Source organism: Chitinophaga filiformis (assembly GCF_900102545.1).
GTDB lineage: Bacteria > Bacteroidota > Bacteroidia > Chitinophagales > Chitinophagaceae > Chitinophaga > Chitinophaga filiformis.
The window spans coordinates 1-20,229 of sequence record NZ_FNBN01000007.1 but is presented as its reverse complement, the minus strand read 5'-3'; the positions used below and the strand labels follow the sequence as shown (position 1 = coordinate 20,229).

Annotated in this window: 17 protein-coding genes; 5 read left to right on the top strand and 12 right to left on the bottom strand. The window is 43.4% G+C overall.

Translation table 11 applies throughout. From position 1 onward, the window contains the following. Window positions 1-21 precede the first annotated feature (21 nt). The 4 genes from BLR32_RS24350 to BLR32_RS24335 all read right to left on the bottom strand — a co-directional run bounded on the left by BLR32_RS24350 (window position 22) and on the right by BLR32_RS24335 (window position 6,105). On the bottom strand, window positions 22-1,062 hold the full coding sequence (locus BLR32_RS24350) for an adenylate/guanylate cyclase domain-containing protein (RefSeq protein ID WP_089836089.1): 1,041 nt from the start codon (window positions 1,060-1,062) through the stop codon (window positions 22-24). Between the two features lie 246 nt (window positions 1,063-1,308). Beyond that, a complete protein-coding gene (locus BLR32_RS24345; protein ID WP_089835492.1) occupies window positions 1,309-2,496 on the bottom strand; it encodes a PQQ-dependent sugar dehydrogenase in 1,188 nt (395 codons plus the stop codon). Window positions 2,497-2,871: 375 nt separating this feature from the next. Next, window positions 2,872-4,464 carry a glycoside hydrolase family 43 protein gene (locus tag BLR32_RS24340; protein WP_218124246.1) on the bottom strand — a complete coding sequence of 531 codons (1,593 nt, stop codon included), beginning with the start codon at window positions 4,462-4,464 and terminating at the stop codon, window positions 2,872-2,874. 135 nt (window positions 4,465-4,599) lie between these two features. Next, entirely contained in the window at window positions 4,600-6,105 is a 1,506-nt protein-coding gene (locus tag BLR32_RS24335; protein WP_089835488.1) for a M61 family metallopeptidase, read from the bottom strand. Between the two features lie 294 nt (window positions 6,106-6,399). Here BLR32_RS24335 and BLR32_RS24330 point away from each other — a divergent pair, with 294 nt between their 5' ends. The 3 genes from BLR32_RS24330 (at window position 6,400) to BLR32_RS24320 (ending at window position 9,153) form a co-directional block, all read left to right on the top strand. Continuing rightward, the gene (locus tag BLR32_RS24330; RefSeq protein ID WP_089835486.1) at window positions 6,400-7,281 is read left to right on the top strand and encodes a helix-turn-helix domain-containing protein; all 882 of its coding nucleotides are present in this window, start codon (window positions 6,400-6,402) and stop codon (window positions 7,279-7,281) included. Between the two features lie 84 nt (window positions 7,282-7,365). Next, a complete protein-coding gene (locus BLR32_RS24325) occupies window positions 7,366-7,953 on the top strand; it encodes a DapH/DapD/GlmU-related protein (protein WP_089835484.1) in 588 nt (195 codons plus the stop codon). A gap of 147 nt (window positions 7,954-8,100) precedes the next feature. After that, window positions 8,101-9,153: an NAD(P)-dependent alcohol dehydrogenase gene (locus tag BLR32_RS24320; RefSeq protein WP_089835482.1), complete on the top strand. Its 1,053-nt coding sequence runs from the start codon at window positions 8,101-8,103 to the stop codon at window positions 9,151-9,153. Window positions 9,154-9,294: 141 nt separating this feature from the next. Here the strand turns inward: BLR32_RS24320 and BLR32_RS24315 are convergent, their stop codons facing one another. Both BLR32_RS24315 and BLR32_RS24310 read right to left on the bottom strand, forming a co-directional pair. Beyond that, window positions 9,295-10,563 carry an MFS transporter gene (locus BLR32_RS24315; protein ID WP_089835480.1) on the bottom strand — a complete coding sequence of 423 codons (1,269 nt, stop codon included), beginning with the start codon at window positions 10,561-10,563 and terminating at the stop codon, window positions 9,295-9,297. A gap of 135 nt (window positions 10,564-10,698) precedes the next feature. Continuing rightward, window positions 10,699-11,640, bottom strand: a complete 942-nt coding sequence (locus BLR32_RS24310) for a helix-turn-helix domain-containing protein (protein WP_176842421.1) — start codon at window positions 11,638-11,640, stop codon at window positions 10,699-10,701. Window positions 11,641-11,859: 219 nt separating this feature from the next. Between BLR32_RS24310 and BLR32_RS24305 the strand changes: the two genes are divergently transcribed. Beyond that, complete coding sequence (locus tag BLR32_RS24305) at window positions 11,860-12,627, top strand: DUF4595 domain-containing protein (RefSeq protein ID WP_143011565.1); 768 nt, start codon at window positions 11,860-11,862, stop codon at window positions 12,625-12,627. A gap of 52 nt (window positions 12,628-12,679) precedes the next feature. Here the strand turns inward: BLR32_RS24305 and BLR32_RS24300 are convergent, their stop codons facing one another. From BLR32_RS24300 to BLR32_RS24275, 6 genes are all read right to left on the bottom strand, one after another. Beyond that, window positions 12,680-14,089: a hypothetical protein gene (locus tag BLR32_RS24300; RefSeq protein WP_143011564.1), complete on the bottom strand. Its 1,410-nt coding sequence runs from the start codon at window positions 14,087-14,089 to the stop codon at window positions 12,680-12,682. A 113-nt stretch (window positions 14,090-14,202) separates the two neighbouring features. Then, the gene (locus BLR32_RS24295; protein WP_089835472.1) at window positions 14,203-14,778 is read right to left on the bottom strand and encodes a hypothetical protein; all 576 of its coding nucleotides are present in this window, start codon (window positions 14,776-14,778) and stop codon (window positions 14,203-14,205) included. A 1-nt stretch (window position 14,779) separates the two neighbouring features. After that, window positions 14,780-15,589, bottom strand: coding sequence for a hypothetical protein (locus BLR32_RS24290; protein WP_089835470.1), 810 nt, complete (start codon window positions 15,587-15,589; stop codon window positions 14,780-14,782). Window positions 15,590-15,592: 3 nt separating this feature from the next. Beyond that, window positions 15,593-16,903, bottom strand: a complete 1,311-nt coding sequence (locus BLR32_RS24285; protein ID WP_143011563.1) for a PKD domain-containing protein — start codon at window positions 16,901-16,903, stop codon at window positions 15,593-15,595. A 539-nt stretch (window positions 16,904-17,442) separates the two neighbouring features. Continuing rightward, window positions 17,443-19,125, bottom strand: coding sequence for an MBL fold metallo-hydrolase (locus BLR32_RS24280; RefSeq protein ID WP_089835466.1), 1,683 nt, complete (start codon window positions 19,123-19,125; stop codon window positions 17,443-17,445). A gap of 310 nt (window positions 19,126-19,435) precedes the next feature. Continuing rightward, the gene (locus BLR32_RS24275; RefSeq protein ID WP_089836087.1) at window positions 19,436-19,726 is read right to left on the bottom strand and encodes a hypothetical protein; all 291 of its coding nucleotides are present in this window, start codon (window positions 19,724-19,726) and stop codon (window positions 19,436-19,438) included. 227 nt (window positions 19,727-19,953) lie between these two features. On the opposite strand from BLR32_RS24275, the gene BLR32_RS24270 reads away from it, so the two are divergent. Beyond that, window positions 19,954-20,229, top strand: a 276-nt coding sequence (locus BLR32_RS24270; protein ID WP_143011562.1) for a hypothetical protein, incomplete at its 3' end; no start/stop codon positions are given.

The following is a 20,229-nucleotide window of genomic DNA, read 5'->3' as shown; positions in this document are numbered from 1 at the left end:
ATATATAATAGTGAATAAAAACTATTCCGTCATTGCCGATTTTAACGCAATCAGCAACATCTCTTTTTGCTTACCCTTCAACTTGATCGAGCCCAAAGTTTGTGTAATGAAGTTACCAGCCAGTCGCAGAGACGCTGCAAGATCGCCGGAAACAATAATCTCTTCATTGAATTCCTTGCACATATCCTGTATGCGCGAAGTGGTGTTCAATACATCGCCGGAGTATGTGATATCTCTCTTGATGATGCCTACTTCGCCAGCCACTACCTTACCGCAGTGGATGCCGGCTTTAAAAGAAGGGGCCAGCCCGTATAACCTGATATATTTGCTGCTCAACTCTTGCAGGTGGTATTTGATATCAAAGAAACATTGCACGCATTTGCTGTTCTCGATGCCCTCGTTATGCTTCCAGGCCACGATCACTTCGTCTCCCACATACTGGTAGATTTCTCCTTTGTTGTCAAGAATAGGGTTGGTAATATCAGTGAAGATATCCTTCAGAAAGGCATGATATTTTTTGTCGCCCAGCGTTTCTGCGATAGTGGTGGAAGAATTCAGGTCCAGGAACATGAAGATCCTGCTTTCTTCCTTAGGAGTATTGTACTTACCCCGCAGGATATTCCAGAAAACACCCTGTCCGAATTTGTTATTGATCTGCAGGAATAACTGCGTAATGGCTACTATTATACCCCAGATCATACAGTTCTTCAATATCCGGAGTGGGTCGGAAGGAACGGCGAAGAGTCGTAGTACAATATTCACGATCGCAATCACTACCAGGAACGATAGTATAACCGTAGCAATGGTATAGCCGTAAGATTTATCCCGGAACTTTACGTTTACATAAAATACCAGCAGGCTGCCGCCCAGTAATGCGCCAATCAATGCCGCTCCCATATTAATAGCCACAGCTTCGGCAATGGTATATTTAGGCACTGGGACTACTGCATTGGTGGTAAACAGTGCGAGGCGGTCATATAGAGGGATGAAAAAGCCTATTATCAGCCATATGACCGTAATGATCCCCAGCTGTTTTAACTTGTACGATGTCCTCCTTTTCATGATGTAAGGGCGATTTGCGTGCTCAAGATATTCCTTTTTCAGATAAAATGGTACGGCCTGGTTTTTCCGTGGCTCCGCAGACGATAACTGCTGTTCGGTTCGCAATAAGTTGTAATTGTGCCACAGCCCGTGGCACAATTACCTTGATGGACATTCCTCGGGATTCATGATGTTCTTTCTGCAAAAAAGGGCCGACCCGAAGGTCAGCCCCTTTTGAATACAGTCCTGATGTATTAGATGTAGTACTTAGTTCACTGTAACACGGTATACGCTGTTCCCGGTATTGGATACAACGTACACTTCTCCGCTTTCAGTTTCCCCGAAATCCACAATCCCGGTTGGAGATAGTGTTTGAGTGGTAACAGTCCATGCGGAACCATTAGGAACAATCTTATAAAAAACGCCTGAATAAAAATCAGCACTCAGGTAAACACCCTGCAATGTGGGATACCTGGTGCCTCTGTAAACAACTCCTCCGGTAATACTTGCCGCAGGGTTCTGTGTTGCATAAGCATGCACGGGGAAGATATAATTTGTTCCATTACATCCCGAAGAGTTATATACTGCGTTACCTTCATAACAGCGCCAGCCGTAGTTAGTGCCTGCAGTAACCGCTGCTGCACGGAAATTAATTTCCTCCCACGAATCCTGTCCTACATCACCTATCCACATATCCTGGGTTGCTCTGTCAAAGCTCCAGCGGTAGGGGTTACGTAGTCCGTAAGCATATACTGCATTTGAGAAAGGATTGCCCGGAGGAATAGTATAATAGGGCGCAGTGGCAGAGGTATTAACGGCCAGACGTAATATCTTGCCCAGCAATACAGACGTGTTCTGCGCATTATTGGGAACATCACCACTACCGCCACCATCACCGGTAGATAAATACAGGTATCCATCACTGCCGAAGTGGAGCTCTCCTCCATTATGGTTAGAATTGGTCGGATGCGGGATAGTCAGCACGATCACTTTTGATGCGGCTTCCAGTGTATTCGGACTGCTGCTGTTTACATGATACCTGGCAAGCTCAAGGTTGCCTGCGGTGTTGGTATAATACACATAAACAAACCCATTCGTGGCATAATTAGGATGAAAGACCATACTGAGCAGGCCTCTTTCGCCATTGGTGCTTATATTTGATACGGTGCCAAATACTGAAATAAAATTAAATGCAGAATCATACACTCTTATGGTACCGGCTTTCTGCGGTATAAAAATGCGTTTAGTACCGTCGCCGGCATTCACAAACTGCATAGGAGCACTTAAACCGGAACTGATAACTGACGTCAGCGATATCTGAGGTGCTGCAGCCACGGTCACGGCCGGTGTCTTTTTTATAAGGTTATCGTCGTCTGTTTTACAGCTTATCATTAAAGCTGTCATAACGGCCACGGACAGCAGCTGTCTGGAAAAAACACTTAATAGATTTTTCATACTTTGAGGGTTAAGATTGATAGTTAAAAAGGGTTCGCATCAGGACTGATTCATGATAGTTTCCGTACTTAATGTTTCACTGTACTATCCTAAATATACCCAATTTGTCAAGAGTAAATGTCCCTCTCAGCAGATAAAAAAATTAACCCGGTGTCTTATCGACGAATTTTATAGCTTATGTAATAAGAAGCTCCAGATTGGACAACTTTGTGAAGAAGCACCTCCTACAAGAATTTCACAAACGTCAAATTGGATAGAACAAAAGGCAGTATGGCAACATACCTCAGGCATCCATTCCGGAATTTTGTCTGCAGCAAAAATCAAGGACAGGACTATACATGCCCACCGCTTCTTTTGCGGTGGGCATGATATCTTTTATTCACCCACCTTATAATCAAACCAGTCGAAATACGCTTTCGATGTCGTTTTATGCCCATTTGAAGTTGCATAGAGCCCGATCATGACGCCTGTGAACCCACCTGCCACTTCGGTACTCAGATACCTTGTATCGAGCTTTTTTAACTCCTCGTATTTGCCTTTCTTCCTGTTCAGGTAACTGAAAGTATAGGTCAGAGGACTGCCTTTCACCCGGAAATTCACCTTGTTGTCATCTACCGCCTGTTCTGCTGCGATGTAGGAAAGTGAACCAACCATAACGCGCAGCTGCACAACATACTTACCGTTCTTCCGTTTGAGCAGAAGATCGTAATGGTGCGTATTGTTTTGCATAAGCGTGATACCTGCTTCTTCATCTTCAGTGGAAGACACTAACTCGAAATCCGTTTCAGCTGTGAAGTCATGCTCGGTCTGTCTACGTGCAACAAGACTGAGCGCTGCCGGCTTATTCAATGTAAAAGGCGACGCACTTATTCTCAGGTATCCTTTTCGTTCACTCAATGAGTAGTTTTCCGCTATAGGATTACGCAGATACTGCCATTCATAGCCAAGCGCCGGACTATCGAAGCCAACACGGGTCGCTTGTTTGGCAAACGGATGGAGTGGTAGGGTAGGGACATTCATGTCAATGTTGATGATCCCGTTGCCGTTGACCTGTGGCCAGCCATCTTTAGGCCAGCTTACCGGTGCAAGAAAGGTCTCCCTGCCTAAAACGTGATAGTATGAATAGACCTGAGTAACGCGGAAGCCCAGGAAAACGGCCCACCATGAGCTATCAGGAGCCTGTATCAGATCGGCATGCCCTACACCCTGGATCGGATTACCCTGTCCTAGCCTGTTGCAATGCGTTATAATGGGGTTCAGCGGACATGCTTCATAAGGACCGAAAAGATATTTGCTCCGTCCTATCGTTGTACTATGCGCATACTCCGTACCGCCTTCTCCCAGTAAAAGGTAATAATATCCGTCTTTCCGGTAAACATGTGGCGCCTCAGGGAAACGGCCACCTGTACCTGCCCAGACCAGGTGTTCAGGGGAAAGTGTCTTTCCTGACCTGATATCGATCTCCGTAATCCGTATTCCCTCATTGCCCTGAGTTACGAAATAAGACCTGTCATCATCATCCCAGAAAATATCCGGATCTATGCTTTTGATGCCTACCCAGACAGGGTCGCTCCATGGCCCTGCCGGATTATCCGCTGTACAGTAGAAGTTGCCACCGCCAGATACATTTGTACAGATAACATAAAATTTGCCTTTATGATATCTGATAGACGGTGCGTATAGTCCACCGGAAGAGGGCGCCTTCTGCAGAGGGAGCTGGGATTCGCGATTCAGGCAATGGCCTATCTGCTCCCAGTTAACTAGATCCTTACTATGATAGATAGGTAATCCGGGAAAGTATTCGAATGATGAAGTCACCAGGTAGAAATCATCGTTGACGCGACAGATGCTGGGATCAGGATTAAAGCCCCGGACCACCGGATTTTTATATCCCTGTTGTGCAAAAAGAGCATCCGGTAAAACAAGCAATAGCATGTAAAGAAAAAAGAGACCAGTCTTTTGAATCATAATACGTGGTTTGTCATTTTAGTTTGAAAATAAAAGCGGGCTTGTATCTCAAAGCGTCCGACCGGCACAAAACTAATACAAGCCCACTCTCTCAAGGGGGTGCTTTTGTTACTATCTGGGGGTGCGTTGGTTAACTTATGGCAACCAATCTTTCAATATACTCTCCTGTAATGTATTCATAGACTTCCTTCGGGTAATTGCAAAGCTGCCGTCCTTCGTTGCCACATCCAAACCGGCATAGCCGAAGTACTTCTTATAATCGGGCGTTTTGACAGTATTGGCATAGTCAAAGCATTCTGCCAGAGAAACGCCGGCAATACGTTCTGCAACTGATCTGAACTCCGCTTCAGTAAAACCTCTTTTTTTCTCCTGGTAGTATTCCCGGTATAAGGCGCGCATCACATCGTCGAGAGAATACTTGTTCCGGGTTTCGTGACGGATCTTCAGGTCCATTAAGGCGCCCAGCACCGGACCCTTCTCATAATAGGAAATGGAGCTGTCGCCAGCACCAAATGGTCCGTCGCTCCAGGTATTATAGCTGGCGCCTGCGGCCGACTGAAGAAGGCGACCAGGTTTGGACTCATATGCATGAATATTATTTTGTAATGCCCTCAGGACTTCATCAGGTGTAGTAAACCCTGCCCGGCAGAGGATCATATATTCATAGTACACGGTAAAGCCTTCGGATACCCACAATAGCCGTGTTTTACTACCATGATCATAGTCAAAGGGCCCCAGTTCTATTGGCCGGATACGTTTCACATTGTAATGATGGAAATATTCATGTGCCAGAAAATTATACGTCCTGATCTTTTCTTCTGGTTTATTTAAGTTGCCACCAGTAAAAGAAACGGCGGTGGAGTTCAGGTGCTCAATGCCACCCATGCCTGACCCAATCCCCAGAAAGGTATAATTATCATATGGGATGTCGCCAATAATATCAGCAGCAGTGTTGATAATCTTTTGCAGGTCTTTCATGAATGCAGCTCTGTCAAACTCACGGGGGCGATAGGCGATAAAATGATGCGGTTTGCCCTGTACATCAAAAGAGGGGAAGGTTTCCAGCTTTCCCATCAGGATAGGACTATCATAAAGTACATCAAAATCAGACGCTATATAGGTATACTGTTGATCGGGCACTGGCCTCAGGCCTGTTGCGACGCTCCAGCCATTTAACGGCTTTACAGTTAGGGTGACCGCCTGTTCGATATGCCCCTTAAGATGCATGAACATTCCTGCGGGAGAAATAAATCCCCGGTCTGCCTCCAGGTAATTGGATGCCACAAACAACCGCGTGGAGCGCACATCATATTGCAGATTTATTACCGGCGCAGCTGATGTATTATATATCCACCAGCTGTTTTTCCCAGTCTTTTTACATAGCAAAGTGTTGCCGTTAATATCTTTTGCCTGCACATTACGGACTGCAGCAGCGTAATCCATCAGCTGATAGTAACCAGGTGTCCAGTCGGGTATTGAGAACTGAAGGGAATCACCAGAGACCCCCCGACAGGCTAATTCAATGTGATAATAAGGGGTATCTGATAGTACCGGGCTAACGGTATAGGTCATTTCCTGCGCCCAGGCAAAATTCCTTGCCAGGAGGAAAAGGCACAGGATAAGCGTTCGTTTGATGCTCATAATAGGTGTTTGTTTGACAATTTATGAATTATCATGGTAGAAATGATAAATTAATCATGTTGTCACCACTGCTCTGGTCTTTTAAATAAGAGAAACTGAACTTCCGGATAGGTAGTTTTCCGATCCGAAAAATTGAACTTTGGTTCGCCTTAAGAAGACTGAAACCTGATTACTCATTTAAAACTTGAACTGATGAATGGTAGCGAAATCAAATCTGCTTTGCTGGTAGTGACAAGCTAATACCCCCGGAACCTGGCACTCCCATGAAATGTTTCAATTCCTTAACTTTGTGTCATGAAAGATAAAGTTGTACGTTCTTTGTCCCCTTTTAACAGTGACCTGAAGCTGAAGGGATTTAACGTTTTTCAAATAGAGGGTGACGGCGCAGCCACCCGTATCTACAGCAGGAAAGATTTCTATAAGATATGCCTGACCACAGGCAAAAGCATCATTCATTATGCCGACAGAAGTTTTGAGGCGGATGGAAGTATCCTGTTCTTCGGCAACCCGCATATACCATATTCCTGGGAAACGCTTTCAACCACTTATGTAGGCTACACCTGCCTTTTTTCAGAGGATTTTATAAAGGCGGCTATGCGCTCCGAAAGTCTGCAGCAGTCGCCGCTATTTAAGATTGGTGGTACGCCGATCCTGGAGATTACGCAGGCGCAGCGGGAGTTTCTTAACACTATCTTCCTGAAGATGATTGAAGAACAGAAATCTGATTATGTCTATAAGGATGATCTCATGCGCAATTATATCAATCTGATCATCCATGAAGCCCTGAAATTACAGCCATCTGAAAGGTTTGATACTAAAAAGAATGCGGCCTCAAGACTTACAGCTGTATTCCTGGAGTTATTAGAGCGCCAGTTCCCTATTGAAACGGCTGACCGGCCGCTTCAGTTCACTACAGCGCAGGATTATGCGCAGAACCTGGGTGTGCATGTGAATCACCTGAACCGGATGGTGAAGGAGGTGACTGGTAAGCCTACTACAGCACACATTACGGAAAGGATCACCAGCGAAGCGAAGGCGCTGTTGCAACATACAGACTGGCCTGTAGCCGATATAGCCTATGCGCTTGGCTTTGAATACCCAACCTATTTCAATAACTATTTCAAGCGTATGACCGGCGTGAACCCCACTACCTACCGGACAACACCGATTGTTTGAAATTCTTAATGATTCCTTTGATTTCTGTTAGCATCAGGGATCATATGCCCGGTACCTTTGTGGACGTATCAACGGGTATTTTTGATGAGCAAATCAGAGAACATTCTTTTCAGACTTAAGGGAGGCGAACCGGTGAGCATGGAAGAGCCGGAATATGACACCATTCTATCTATTGTCTCAAGCACAATTAAATTATCACCTGGCCTTAATAACTCTACCAGTACCGGAGAAGCACGCAAGCGCCTCGGTGAGATCATAGGTGCTGAGATCGACGAAAGTACGACGGTGTTTGTGCCGTTCTTTACCAATTTCGGCCGCTTTATCAGTTTAGGTAAAAATGTATTTATCAATCATGCCTGTTCTTTCCTGGATATGGGCGGTATTACTATTGAAGATGATGTACTGATCGGTCCGAAGGTGAACCTGATTACTGAGAATCATCCTTTGGATCCTGCCAACAGAAGAACGCTTGTGACAAAACCCATTGTAATTAAACGAAATGCCTGGCTTGGTGCTGGTGTAACTATACTCCCGGGAGTAACTGTTGGCGAAAATGCAGTCGTAGCAGCCGGCGCCGTTGTTTCAAGGGATGTGCCTGATAATACTATCGTAGCCGGTGTTCCGGCGAAAGTCGTAAAGTCAGTTCCCTCACAGGTGGCAGGCCATTCATGAGCTACGAGACGCGAAAGCGATCTTTCAATAACGAATATATAAGTCAGGAGCATATTAACGTAACTAATACAACTAACCTCAATCATTTTTCCTTGAGTTTGTCATTAACAAAGGGAAATATTTAGCAAGAACAAAATCAGATTAAATATGGACGTAAACAGTATCAAAGCGTACGGCACACAAGCCGCCGATGCGCCATTAAATCAATTGAACATCAATCGCAGGTACGTTACACCGCATGATGTACAAATTGACATTTTGTATTGTGGTGTTTGTCACTCTGATCTGCATACCGCGCGGAATGAATGGCCTGGTACCATTTATCCTTGCGTACCAGGGCATGAAATAGTGGGAAGGATTGTCAGCGTAGGGAATCATGTCACTAAGTTTAAGGTAGGAGACCTGGTAGGAGTGGGCTGTATAGTAGATTCCTGCCGTGAGTGCGAATACTGTAAAGATGGGTTGGAACAATATTGTGAACCGGGTATGATTGGCACCTATAACTCACCTGATAAACACCTGAATACGCATACCTTCGGAGGTTATTCCGAAAACATTGTGGTGGATGAAAACTATGTGTTGCGCATTCCTGAAAACCTCGATCTGGCAGCAGCAGCACCACTTTTATGTGCCGGCATCACAACCTATTCGCCGCTCCGTCACTGGAATGTGGGACCTGGTAAGAAAGTGGGTATAGTAGGTATTGGTGGCCTGGGACATATGGGAATAAAGATCGCCAAAGCAATGGGTGCGCATGTTGTGGCCTTTACTACTTCTGCATCGAAATTTGCTGAGGCCAAACGTCTCGGTGCAGATGAGGTGGTACTATCTAAAGATGAGCAGCAAATGGCCGCTTATCGTGGGAAATTGCACTTCATCCTGGATGCTGTTTCTGCTGAGCATGACATCAATGCGTATTTAAGTTTATTACGTGTAGATGGTTCTCTAGCTTTGGTGGGCGCACCTGAACATCCACTGCCTGTCGCCGCTTTTAGTGTTATTATGGGGCGTAAAAGCTTTGCCGGTTCTGCTATCGGCGGTATTGCGGAAACACAGGAGATGCTGGATTTTTGCGGGAAGCATAATATCACTGCCGATATTGAATTGATTAACATTCAAAATATCAATGAGGCGTATGAGCGTCTGCTGAAAGGTGATGTGAAATACCGTTTTGTGATTAATATGGCATCTTTGAGTTAAGCGTTTGCCTTATGTCTAAAGTCCGATCATAGGCTTTAGACATAAGGCATTCCCTTTGTGGTGCTGGCTGTTTAGCCCCGCGTCCAGCTATGTAATTGGTCAGCCAACTCTGGTTATTCTTCGCTGATGTATGTATCGGGCTCAATGCGCTTTCCCATCAGAAAGAGCAAAAACCGGCTGTTGTCCCTCTGAGGCTGTTTCCGTTACTTCTTTCTCTTTCCTTTCTTCTGATCCTTTCCATTTCGTTTTTGCGAGTATCAGGAACATAAGAGCAGCGATGATACCATAAGCCACACCTAATACAGCCTGGTTGGTGATAGAGATACTCTTTACCATAAAAGTGCTCAGTATAGAAGTCACCACTGCAAACCCACCACCTGTCAAACCGCTGGCTTTGCCTGCATATTGCGGAAAGCGGATCAGACAATAAGACATCAGGTTATTGAAGATGAATCCACCGGTGCTGTGCAGCAGGAAAACATAAAGTAACAGCGTGAATATATTATGGTAGTATATAGTTAGCGGTATCATAACAGCTACGGCGATCAGTTGAGCAATACTGGCCATCACCAGTTTTTTACCAAACGGTTTATTTACCAGCATTCTCGATATCGTTCCACCCATGAAAACTGAGAGTCCGGAGAACAATGAGCAATAACCTGTTACTGTTGCTGCTAAATGCAATTGATGTTCAATGAGGAATGGGCTGCACATGCCATATAGCAATACCATGCCGTAGGCCAGTCCCAGTACTACAATACCCGAAGTAAAATCAGGTGTTCTGATCATGTGGCCATATGTTTGTGCCATTGATCGTACACTGAATGGCTGTGCTGCTTTCATTGACTCGCCGCCAATAGCAGCTTCAATGACAAAGAACACGAGTCCGAAGTATCCCAGAAACATAAAGTTAGACGACCAGCCCCAGGTTGTTTCAAAAAAGCCTCCGAGGAAAGGCGCAACAATTGGTGCGATGGCCCAGATCACCGAGAACATACTCGTGTATTTCTTTAGCGCTTCTCCCTGATAGAGATCTATAAAAAATGCGCGCTTGCTTATTGCGATCACTGCTACAGTAAATCCCTGTACGATACGCATAGCATAGATCACCTGCATATTAGTGGAATAGGCAATGATAAAGCTGGATATACTGAATACAAGTATCGCTGCCAGATTGGGAATGTAACGGCCATAGCTGTCGATCAATCCACCTACGATCAGTTGCGAAATCCCGTAGCTGATGATGAAGAGCGAAAGTGTAAGCTGAATAGCAGCAGGTGAAGTGTGTAATTGCACTGCCATATCGGGTAATGACGGAATGTACACGTCCATGGCAAAGCCGGATAATGGAATAAGGCCCAACGACATAATGGTGTTCCAGCCTATTCTTGATTCTTTGATCCTTCTCATAGTTATTTCTTTTAAAATGGCGCTGTAAAATTAGGGAGGACGGCTGCCATTGTAATTAAACGATTCAAAGGGATGCTTATACAAATCAAATGTCGATTGAGCCGTTTGGGCGATCAGGATAACTTCTGAATATTTTTAGATTGGTGCCGGTGTTACTGTCTTTTTTCCCACGCGGAACTCAAGTGGCGTTAAGGCGGTTACCTGTTTGAAGTATTTATTAAAGTGTGAAGGGTATTCAAAACCCAGTGCATAGGCAATCTCCGCGATGTTCCAGTTCGTATTACGCAGTAATGTTTTCGCCTCAGAGATCACGCGTTCATGAATAATTTCGCGGGTGGTTTTATTGGTATGCTTTTTCACCACGCTGTTCAGATGGTTCACATGCACATGCAACAGGTCGGCAAAGTGGGCCGGCATTAGCAATTTCAATGGCGCTTCAGGCGAATCTACCGGGAACTGCTGATTCAGTAAGGCGAAGAAGTCATTTACCAGCCGGTCGCGCACCATGGATGCAGGTGTCTGGAGACTCTGTTGTAAACGGATGCCTTCATGGATCAGAAGCTGTAACAGGTTACGTATCATATCCCATTTAAAAGTATAATCCGTAGCCTGGAGCATCTGCATTTGCCTGAAGTAAGTAGTCAGCTGTTCTTTTTCTTCCTTTGTAACTGGTATTACGGGCGGCAGGGAAGAATTGAACAACGGACAGGCATATTGTATATCAGCCGGGATATATCCTTCTATAAAGGGGGTATTGAATAAACAATACAGGCGGTTGAATGGCTCATGTATTTCTATGGAAGTGGGTACTGCAGGATTGGTGAAAATCAGGCAGCTTTGATTGATCTGTATTTCCTCGTCATTGTACAGCAGCACACCACTGCCTTTTCCGGTAGTGCAGCTAAGGCATACCTTGAAATAGTCCCGCCGGTTGAACGGTGTTTTACGGGCGGATGTAAGGGCCTCGCGAACATTAAAATGCGCTTTGCCGGATTCCTGGAGTTCCGGTGGAATATCTTGGCCGGTGCGTTTGTAGAATTGCACCAGGGATTCTGTGGGAATGAGTTTATCGGGCATGGCTTTGTTGCTTATACAAATCAAAGGTAAAGGAATTTCGGACATTTGCCCATTCTATGCATTTTTCAAATTAGGGCTAAAACCAATAGATTATAAAACTATCATATTTGTTATCTTTGAGCGCAATTATCCCAACCTATGCGTCGTATACAAACTGCTATTCTATTTTGCTGCCTCTTTCAGTTATCCGCCAAAGCCCAGACCATAAAAGAATATAAAATGGAAAAGTTGCTGCAGATGGATGATGTTGATATTCCATTATACAGGCCTGACGTTAAATATAAGCAGGTCATTGCTTCTGTTTATCATTATACAAGTAATGGCCGCGCGATCCTGAATGATTCGCTGATCACAAGATTTGATAATAATAACCGGTTTACTTATATCGGTTTGGCTATGCCTTTGATCGGGCAGACGAGCGTCTCTGCTTCCACATTTTCATACACGAATAATACAGTGGTCGTGGAGAATGGAGGACGTGAACCCAAAGAGATTTACGAGCTGGATGCAAAGGGCAGAATACTTACCAAGAGCTTGGTACAGTTTGGAATCAGTACTAAGATACTGGACCGTCATGTCAGGTATACTCCCAATGGAAGAATATCTTATCTGCACAGGGCCAGAGATGGCGGTATTGTCGAAAAGAAAGTTTATCAGCTGACAGCGAAAGGTCTGGTGAAGCGATGTGAGGAATATGGAAGTGATACTACTCTGGCCAGCAAAACAATTGACTATACTTATAATGGAAAAGGTCAGTTGGTCTCCATGGTAATGAAGCTCAAAGGAATAAAGCACACAGGTGGTATTCCCTATAAGTTTACCTATAATGATAAAGGATTAATTGCATCACTCAAATTCGGATTTGATCCGGGAGCTGCAGTGTATACTTATACTTATGTGTATGATGCGAAAGGGGAGTGGACGAGGATGGAATGTCAGTTTGATGGTGAAAAGCGTTTTTATGTGAATAGAAATTATGTCAGGTAGTTTGGCACCCTAGTTTCCGTTTATGCGTACTTTGACTGAAGCTGCGTCAATATTAATGCTTGTACAACTGTTTTCCCCTCGACAGATAACAATGAAAACCAATCGTACCTCCAAACATCTGAACTCTTTGATTTCCGAAAGTTATTGTATTCGGTAAGTCGGCGAGTTTTATTTCCTGCTGTAGAAAGACGGCATTCCCGGTAAAATAAAATATGTTGACGGAAAAACCACAACCATCAGATTCACCCCAAAACTCATATCCAATTTTGCCTCCTGATAACAAAAATGATTTGGTTGCCTTTAATGAGATCCGATCTACCTGCGAATTGCCGTTGCCATAGTCGATGCGCAATAGTGATTCTCCTTTTGACCAGCCATTAAACGCCATTCCTACTGTTGGTTCAATGACGAATACGCTGTTCTCTTTCCAAAAAGTACCCAGGCATACTTTGACATGAGGCACATGAAAGCTATAGTTAGCTGCAGTCGCAGTTACATTCCGATATGAAGCATTATTTTTCGTCAGAAATACTTCTGAGCTTAGTCCTAAACGGTCTGCATCGAAACGGTTAGAGAAAAACATTTCACCAACGCCAATTGCCAACCAACTGGAAAAACGGTACTGAAGGGATAGATTAGCCATGTACCCCCACCGGGCAAGACCACTGTTTTGCCATGTATATTGTTGCTTGTTTAGAAACTCTTTATTTGAATACGAGGAACCTGTTGGATAATTGACACCGCCGTCCACGGCAAAGATCAACTCACTGATCGGACAACCGCCATTGTTTTGAGATCCTTTCTGATAAGTGCATTTGTCCGATTTATCAGGGGTACCATCATTGTCAATATCAGGACATCCTTTAGCTTTTCTGCCACCCGGATCATCAGGACATTGATCAAGTTTATCAGTTATGCCATCTCCATCTCTATCGTTGTTGATACATCCTTTTATCGTGTTATACCCCTTATGCAGATCAGTATCAGCGCAACGATCGCACAAGATGCCATTAACATTGTCATCTACTACATTATCTTTATCCAGGTCCCGGGGTTCACGGTCGTTGATGATTTCGGCTATTTTATATGTAGTGCCGATATGTTTCAATTTCAATCGAACCCAATTGCTGACGGTCCTTGTGTCCTTTTTCCGGACCCTATAAGTAAATGTTTTTTTCATCCATACATAACAAACACCTGTGTTATAACAAAACTTCATGTCATTGATACTCTCTGGCAGGGTCATCTCAAGATTATCGTAGTTTTCAGCCCCGTTTATAACAAATACACGTATCAGTTCGTCCGTATAAGCCGCAGCATTCGTAAAAGGGATATTAGCACGTATACTATTAAAATCATTATCAATATTTATCCTTCCTCCATCAAAAAGCGCTATAAACTTTTCTCTGTTGTAACGACGTTCCTGCAGTGCGGAAAAGAAACTTAGATAAGGCTCCAGCACCTGTTCATAAAGGCTGTCTGCCTTCCGGTCCGAAATGCGTACTATCCCCTGTGCTGAAGCATGGTTCAACAGAAAAGTGGTCACACCAAGAAAAAAAAGATGTTTGTACATGCTTATGAACTTTGCGCGCAATCGCTTGTTTCTTCAATCGTAATACGTTTTATGAAGGGCTGATAACTGCCATCATTTAGTCTATAAAACACAATGGACATCCTTCTGATGGTAACATCACAATAAGTCAGTACATTGTTTCTATAACCTCTGAATGTCTGATGTATACGCCGATCAATTTCGCAGGCGCCACCAAACTGGTAGATAAGGTTACTTCTTTCCAATATGTCTTCGGAAAAATCAAAATGTATTTCATCGTAAATGCCGGCTACACAAAGCCTTCTAAGACCATTAATATATGCTGCGGGAGTCCTGGATACCGTCCCTGTTCTACTGCGACTGGAAACTTCGATATAGGCGTCGGGTGTAAATAGCTGTAGGAAGCTTTTCAAATGAACACCACCATTCTTGCAATCCGCTGCCATTTCAACCGCACGGGTGTAATCATCCAATATACTTTGCGCGCCGTCCCTGACTATATTATCTGAAAGTATTCTGGATCTGGGTACTTCTCTTAACTGGGCGCTCGATGACAGGCTAATAACAGCCAGGATAAAGGCAAAAAGAATGTTTCTCATATTATTCTACGAGGAATTTTATTTTCAGAATTTTATTACTTTCTACATCGGGGATGATCTCTATCACCCGTTGAAATTTCCAGATGCCGCCATGCGTTCCTATGATGATCATTCCTTCAAGAAAATCTTTCAGTTTACCATGATTTCTACCTATTTCATCATTTTCTTTTATGCTCACCATTTCTGTATTTGATGTAAACCCACACTGGTCGAACAACTGCCTGAGTAATCCAAGATCTCTTCGTTGGATTACTTCGTTTATCCTGACACAGATATAGTTATTCTTCAACGCTGTTGTATATTTATTGGAAAGCACGGCAGATAAGCTATCCAACGCACTCCTGTAATTATTGTCCCACATGCCCATGCCACTTCTTTCTGCCTTCATCAGCGAGTCTATAATATGTTCATGCCCATTTTGTACAGTTTTTCTGACATCGTCAAGCTCTTTTTCATTTACTATATACTGATAATTGAGTTGCGAGCAATAGTTATTATGTGCCGTAGTGAAATCTTTTTTAAGATTGTATAATAAACTCATGTCCCGGTCAAAAGGTTTCAATACAGCAACGCTCACATAACACGATAAGGCTATAATAGCCAATTGTGAAAAAAAGAACATGCTTGCATTAAAACGTTTTCCGGTCTGCTGTATAAGGAATACTATCACAGTAAGTCCCACAGGGAGATAGATTTCGAATGCTTTATTATTGCCGACATAAAGACAGCATATCAGCGGACAAAAGGCAAGCAAAAATGTTATCCAGGCGAGTAGCACGAGCCACTTGTTCGGAGGAGGAGTTGATGCCATTATTTATTGTTGAATATTGATCTGATAAGGTTCGCTACTTTCGCTATTGTACCCTGAAATTTTAATATAATATGTTTGCCCTTGTGCCATTGATACTGTTTTTAGACTGACTGCTTCTTCACCGGTATAATAGGCGTAGCTGATGCGGTCGTTTGAGCTCGCCGCTTTATATACTTCTACATACAGATATCCTAATCCTGCTGGTACGCGGTCTATATTAATAATTGCGGGTCCGTTAGTAGTCGCCGTATATCGGTAATAGTCAACATCATCAACTGATTTGATGGTAGCTTGTAGACCTCTGGCCTGTGTCAATAAGGTTGCTTTACTAAAAGTATTATTGTTCTCGTTCAGGTCATATTTATCCATGTCCACCGTGATAGAATACTTCTCAGTACTCTCGCCGTGCGCAGAAAGCTGTATGTAATGAAAACCTTCTTCGAGCGGCCCAACGGAAAATGACATAGTCTCACCAGGATTACCATATTTTGTACGGATATTGGTAGACTGGTCGGCCTCCTTATAGACAGTGACAGTCATACTTCCATTGCTGGATAAATTAGGTACAGGAGATATTTTGATATCCACTGCGCCTGATCTTGGCTGATAGAAACGAAAATAATCCTGGTCGTTAAGCGGTAACATGGTACCGGAGGTACTTTGTCCCAATGTCAGATGGGTGGCCAGATAAAAACTGCCGTTTAATTCATTAGGGTCATTCTGATCTAATGTGCAGGTGATTCCATATAATTCATTCCCTTTATTCCAGTTCTCAACGCGTATAAAGAAAGTATCTCTGGAAAATGGTCCAGCGTAAAACCGTATTGCTTCTCCCGGATAGCCATACTGCGACTTTATAACGCTACTATTGGTAGTAGCCTCAGACAATATACTAACGGTAGTGTAGCTCCCCGAAGGCACAGGTGACAGCTCAATTTTGGCAACCCCGGGCTGTTGCACAATAAAATAGTAATAGTTGTTGTTATTATCTCCCATTTTATCTTTTACCATCTGGCCTGATTTCAGTTCACTGGCACAGGAAAATGAGCCGATACTCTGGCAATTCGATTTTTCAAAAATAAAGACCGTGTCTGTCTTCACATTCTCTTTAGAGGCCTCTGCATTGATCACTTTTAACGTAACAATATAATAGTCTCTGTTTTTAGCGTAAATATGAATGGGATCTCTCAGATAGGAAATATGTCCATCGCCGAAATCCCAATTATAGGTATCGGCAGGGGAAGAGGTATTGTCAAATTGTACAGTGCATGAATCTGTACCACAAGTTTTGTTAACGATCTTAAAGTTAGCCACAACCTTGTTGCCTTTTTTGCATCCGATTGACGAGGTAAAGTATAGGCATAAGAATAGCATTAACCATAAATGGCCAATATTGTTCCTGGGGGAATAAAACATTTGCAATACGATATTACTTAGGTATTCTTAAGGGGCAAAAACACGTTATACTAAGTGAAAAAAGCGTAATAAAGCTAGTCGATATTGTAACGAGACAACAGGCGGATTTACAATATGTTACAATATTATGACACTAGGTGCGTGTTATCAGGATGCTACTGTAATGTTCATCTACTGTATTGTCATCCGGATATAAACAGGCTAAGGGGTAATCGCTACCGGGGCTGCCCGGCAAATTTCAGGAACAGGTAAGGCGACTCAGCCCTCGTCTACTATCTCAAAGCAATTCCGGCTTAAAAAACAAAGCAGATATACACAGCAGCCTATCTTGTATAAAGCTTGAATGCGCTTTTTAAGATATTGGTTTAGCTGAGTATATCTGCATTAATTATATAAGCTAGCCTTACCTCGTTTGGCCTACGAAAGCTGCCCTTTACTTAAGCAGTTTCAGTTTTGACCCAGATCGGATTCTGCTCTATGACGGTACAGGCGCCGCAGAAAGAAGAATACCTGAAATGTCGCTTACCGATATAGTTATTGGTAAAGTGATACCAGAAGTCAGATTCATATTCATTTGGCATCCTTGTTACGCGCATCTGGAAACCAATCGAAAAATCTTCCCATGGCAGATAGTTTTCTACAACACACATAAAGGCCTCCGGTCTAACTTTCAACTGCATCACCCTGTATCCTGGCTCTTCTGTAACCAGTTCCTTTTCTGTGATAACACGGAACTCTTTTTTGTAAAAGTCCGCATATACGATACCCCCAACTATCTGCTCAAAGTTGTCATCGGTCGGGATGATCTCAATGATCTGTTTGCCTGAGTAGTTGGACTCCTTAAAATACGCAATGATAGCGTCAGCATCATATTGGTATTCTTCTTTAAGCTTATCGATGTAGAATTCTGTTTCTTCCGGTTGCAGAAAATCTACCTCTAACTTATTGAGGATCAATGTTCCATTGGTGAAGATAATCTCCTGGTCTGCCGCAGGCGCTATGAATTGCGCTTTATGCTTCTGTGCCAGTTCTGCATAATCGGTAGCAGCGTTCTTTTGATTAGTCTCTTTGATATAGCTGTCCCTTTCTGCATACTCAGAGAACATGCCGGCGTAAGGTGAATAATAACGGGGCTGGGCGGCCTGCAGATACTGTGTTACCAGGAATTTAACAGCGCCTTTGTTGCGTTTCAGAATGGCGCCTTTCTCTTCTTCTGTATAGTTGTGGAAACACAACGGGAAACCGGATGCACCACCAGCGAAGGAAGTGAAGAGCATATCTACTTCCCGGGGAAGGATATTGAAATTCAGGAAGTTACAGTCCACTGTCAGCAGATACTCGTGTCCGTTGGCATAGACGTATAAGCCGGAATCGTCTCTGAAGTCTCCTGATTTCAGTATACTGATCTGGAAATGATCGCCTATTGCGAAAATATCATTGAAGCTAAGTGCCTGAATATTAGTGAATCCCAGCGCCTGAAGGTACTTTTCAGCAGATTTGGAGCCGAAGTCTGCAACAATCAGTTTTTTATTTTTGGGAAGTATCGAAAGGGTTTCCGCATGTAAATGATCGGGGTGATTATGTGAAATGAATACATAATCCGCGTTCCTGAGCAATTCGATACTATCCTCAGGCGACGGTGAAGCCAGCCACCATCCTGTAAGGAAGGCGGGTCCGAACAACCAGGGATCGGTGATAATGCTTTTGCCGTTACACTCGATATACACTGTGGCATGGTTCAGCCAGCGGAGCTTGACTTCTCCTTTCTTTTCCCCTTTGAATGGATTGACCAGGTGGCTTTTCTGTTCAGCAACCTGGATATTGCCATCCTCGTCCAGGTTAAAGTCGACGGTCTTCTTGCACTCGTGCGAATTATTATATTGCAGAGATTCGAGATTCAGTCTCCAGTCATGTAGCGGACAAACGGCAACATTTTCTTTAAGAATTAATCTACCGCCTGCGTGATCACAAACCTTATTAATGACGTAATCTATCCCACCATTGGCGCTCACCTTTACAAAGTGTTCCCCAACGTCGTTGATGCCCTGTTTTAAGAATTTGTGTTCAATTGTTTTAATGGACTCACTATGTTTCTTGAAGAAACTTCCCAATTTTTTCATAGTTATAGAGACTGAGGGGGCAAAGATACAAACTTCGCCCAGAGTTCAAAATGCACAATGCTGTAATATTGTGTTATTTACGCTATTCTACGAGCATTGGGGCTGTAGCGGTGTAATGAAACAACTGCCTCCCAGGTTTTTGGAGGAGATAAGGAGCATTATTACTCTATTTTTTCAGTAATCAGGAGGGAATGGAAATGCGTAAAACCTGGCGCGGTGAAATAGATCCAGGTTTTATATCGAAAACGCAACGGGAGAAAGTTGTGTGTCAGCTGATGTCTTAATACGAGTCATGAACGCCTGTCCTGAATTAATTATTTTCCAGGTAATCTTTAATAGCAGAATGATATACCGTACTACCAGGTCTTACTTTATAAGTAGCCTTCTTCCCGGGGTCACTGATAATGCTCTTGGCATATGCAACTGCATGCATAAATCTATCCTTGTACGTAAGCTGTAATGCTGACGGAACAACATTGCTCATGTCAGGATACTTACTGATAAATGTCTTGTCTCCGCGCGTTTTCAGTACGAAGTCTTTATTGATTTTTCCACGGCTTGTCTTTAAGCCGTTCCATAAATGATTGTTTGTTCTTGCCATAGTTTTTTTATCTAAAATTAAGGCTTTTTTCATTGCGGGTTTTACGCATTCTGAACTTGAAGAGACAAGGACATGATGCCTATTTAAACAGGTATTAGCTATGGTTCTCCTATGGGTATCTTACGTTCATCTTACGTTCAAAGACGTAGGATGAACGTAAAATACCCATAGGAGAACCATTGTTTGTCAGGTCCTGAAATAGGTTTACACTTTAAAAAGTGTAAAACATGCAAAATTCAAACAATCAGGGACGCAAGGGACGTCTGGGCCCGCAGTTCCAATATGAGCAGTCGTTCATGGACAAAGTAGTGGCCGATTACATGGCCGGAGACCAAAGCATGAGCCAGGTCGCAGCTCGTTATAGGATCACTAAAACCCAAGTGGCTTATTGGTACTCTCTTTTTTCTTCCGAACTTAGGCAAACGACTTTGGAAAAAACCATAATATCTACGGCCATGACAGAACAGGAAAAAAAAGAGTTTGATGCATTGAAGAAGCAAAAT

Excerpts from the sequence above, each read along its gene's own strand:
- BLR32_RS24320 (WP_089835482.1), top strand. The coding sequence starts at position 8,101 with ATGGACGTAAACAGTATCAAAGCGTACGGCACACAAGCCGCCGATGCG.
- BLR32_RS24275 (WP_089836087.1), bottom strand. The coding sequence starts at position 19,726 with ATGGCAAGAACAAACAATCATTTATGGAACGGCTTAAAGACAAGCCGT.
- BLR32_RS24345 (WP_089835492.1), bottom strand. The coding sequence starts at position 2,496 with ATGAAAAATCTATTAAGTGTTTTTTCCAGACAGCTGCTGTCCGTGGCC.
- BLR32_RS24295 (WP_089835472.1), bottom strand. The coding sequence starts at position 14,778 with ATGAGAAACATTCTTTTTGCCTTTATCCTGGCTGTTATTAGCCTGTCA.
- BLR32_RS24325 (WP_089835484.1), top strand. The coding sequence starts at position 7,366 with ATGAGCAAATCAGAGAACATTCTTTTCAGACTTAAGGGAGGCGAACCG.
- BLR32_RS24290 (WP_089835470.1), bottom strand. The coding sequence starts at position 15,589 with ATGGCATCAACTCCTCCTCCGAACAAGTGGCTCGTGCTACTCGCCTGG.
- BLR32_RS24310 (WP_176842421.1), bottom strand. The coding sequence starts at position 11,640 with ATGCCCGATAAACTCATTCCCACAGAATCCCTGGTGCAATTCTACAAA.
- BLR32_RS24340 (WP_218124246.1), bottom strand. The coding sequence starts at position 4,464 with ATGATTCAAAAGACTGGTCTCTTTTTTCTTTACATGCTATTGCTTGTT.
- BLR32_RS24315 (WP_089835480.1), bottom strand. The coding sequence starts at position 10,563 with ATGAGAAGGATCAAAGAATCAAGAATAGGCTGGAACACCATTATGTCG.
- BLR32_RS24330 (WP_089835486.1), top strand. The coding sequence starts at position 6,400 with ATGAAAGATAAAGTTGTACGTTCTTTGTCCCCTTTTAACAGTGACCTG.
- BLR32_RS24280 (WP_089835466.1), bottom strand. The coding sequence starts at position 19,125 with ATGAAAAAATTGGGAAGTTTCTTCAAGAAACATAGTGAGTCCATTAAA.
- BLR32_RS24305 (WP_143011565.1), top strand. The coding sequence starts at position 11,860 with ATGGAAAAGTTGCTGCAGATGGATGATGTTGATATTCCATTATACAGG.
- BLR32_RS24350 (WP_089836089.1), bottom strand. The coding sequence starts at position 1,062 with ATGAAAAGGAGGACATCGTACAAGTTAAAACAGCTGGGGATCATTACG.
- BLR32_RS24335 (WP_089835488.1), bottom strand. The coding sequence starts at position 6,105 with ATGAGCATCAAACGAACGCTTATCCTGTGCCTTTTCCTCCTGGCAAGG.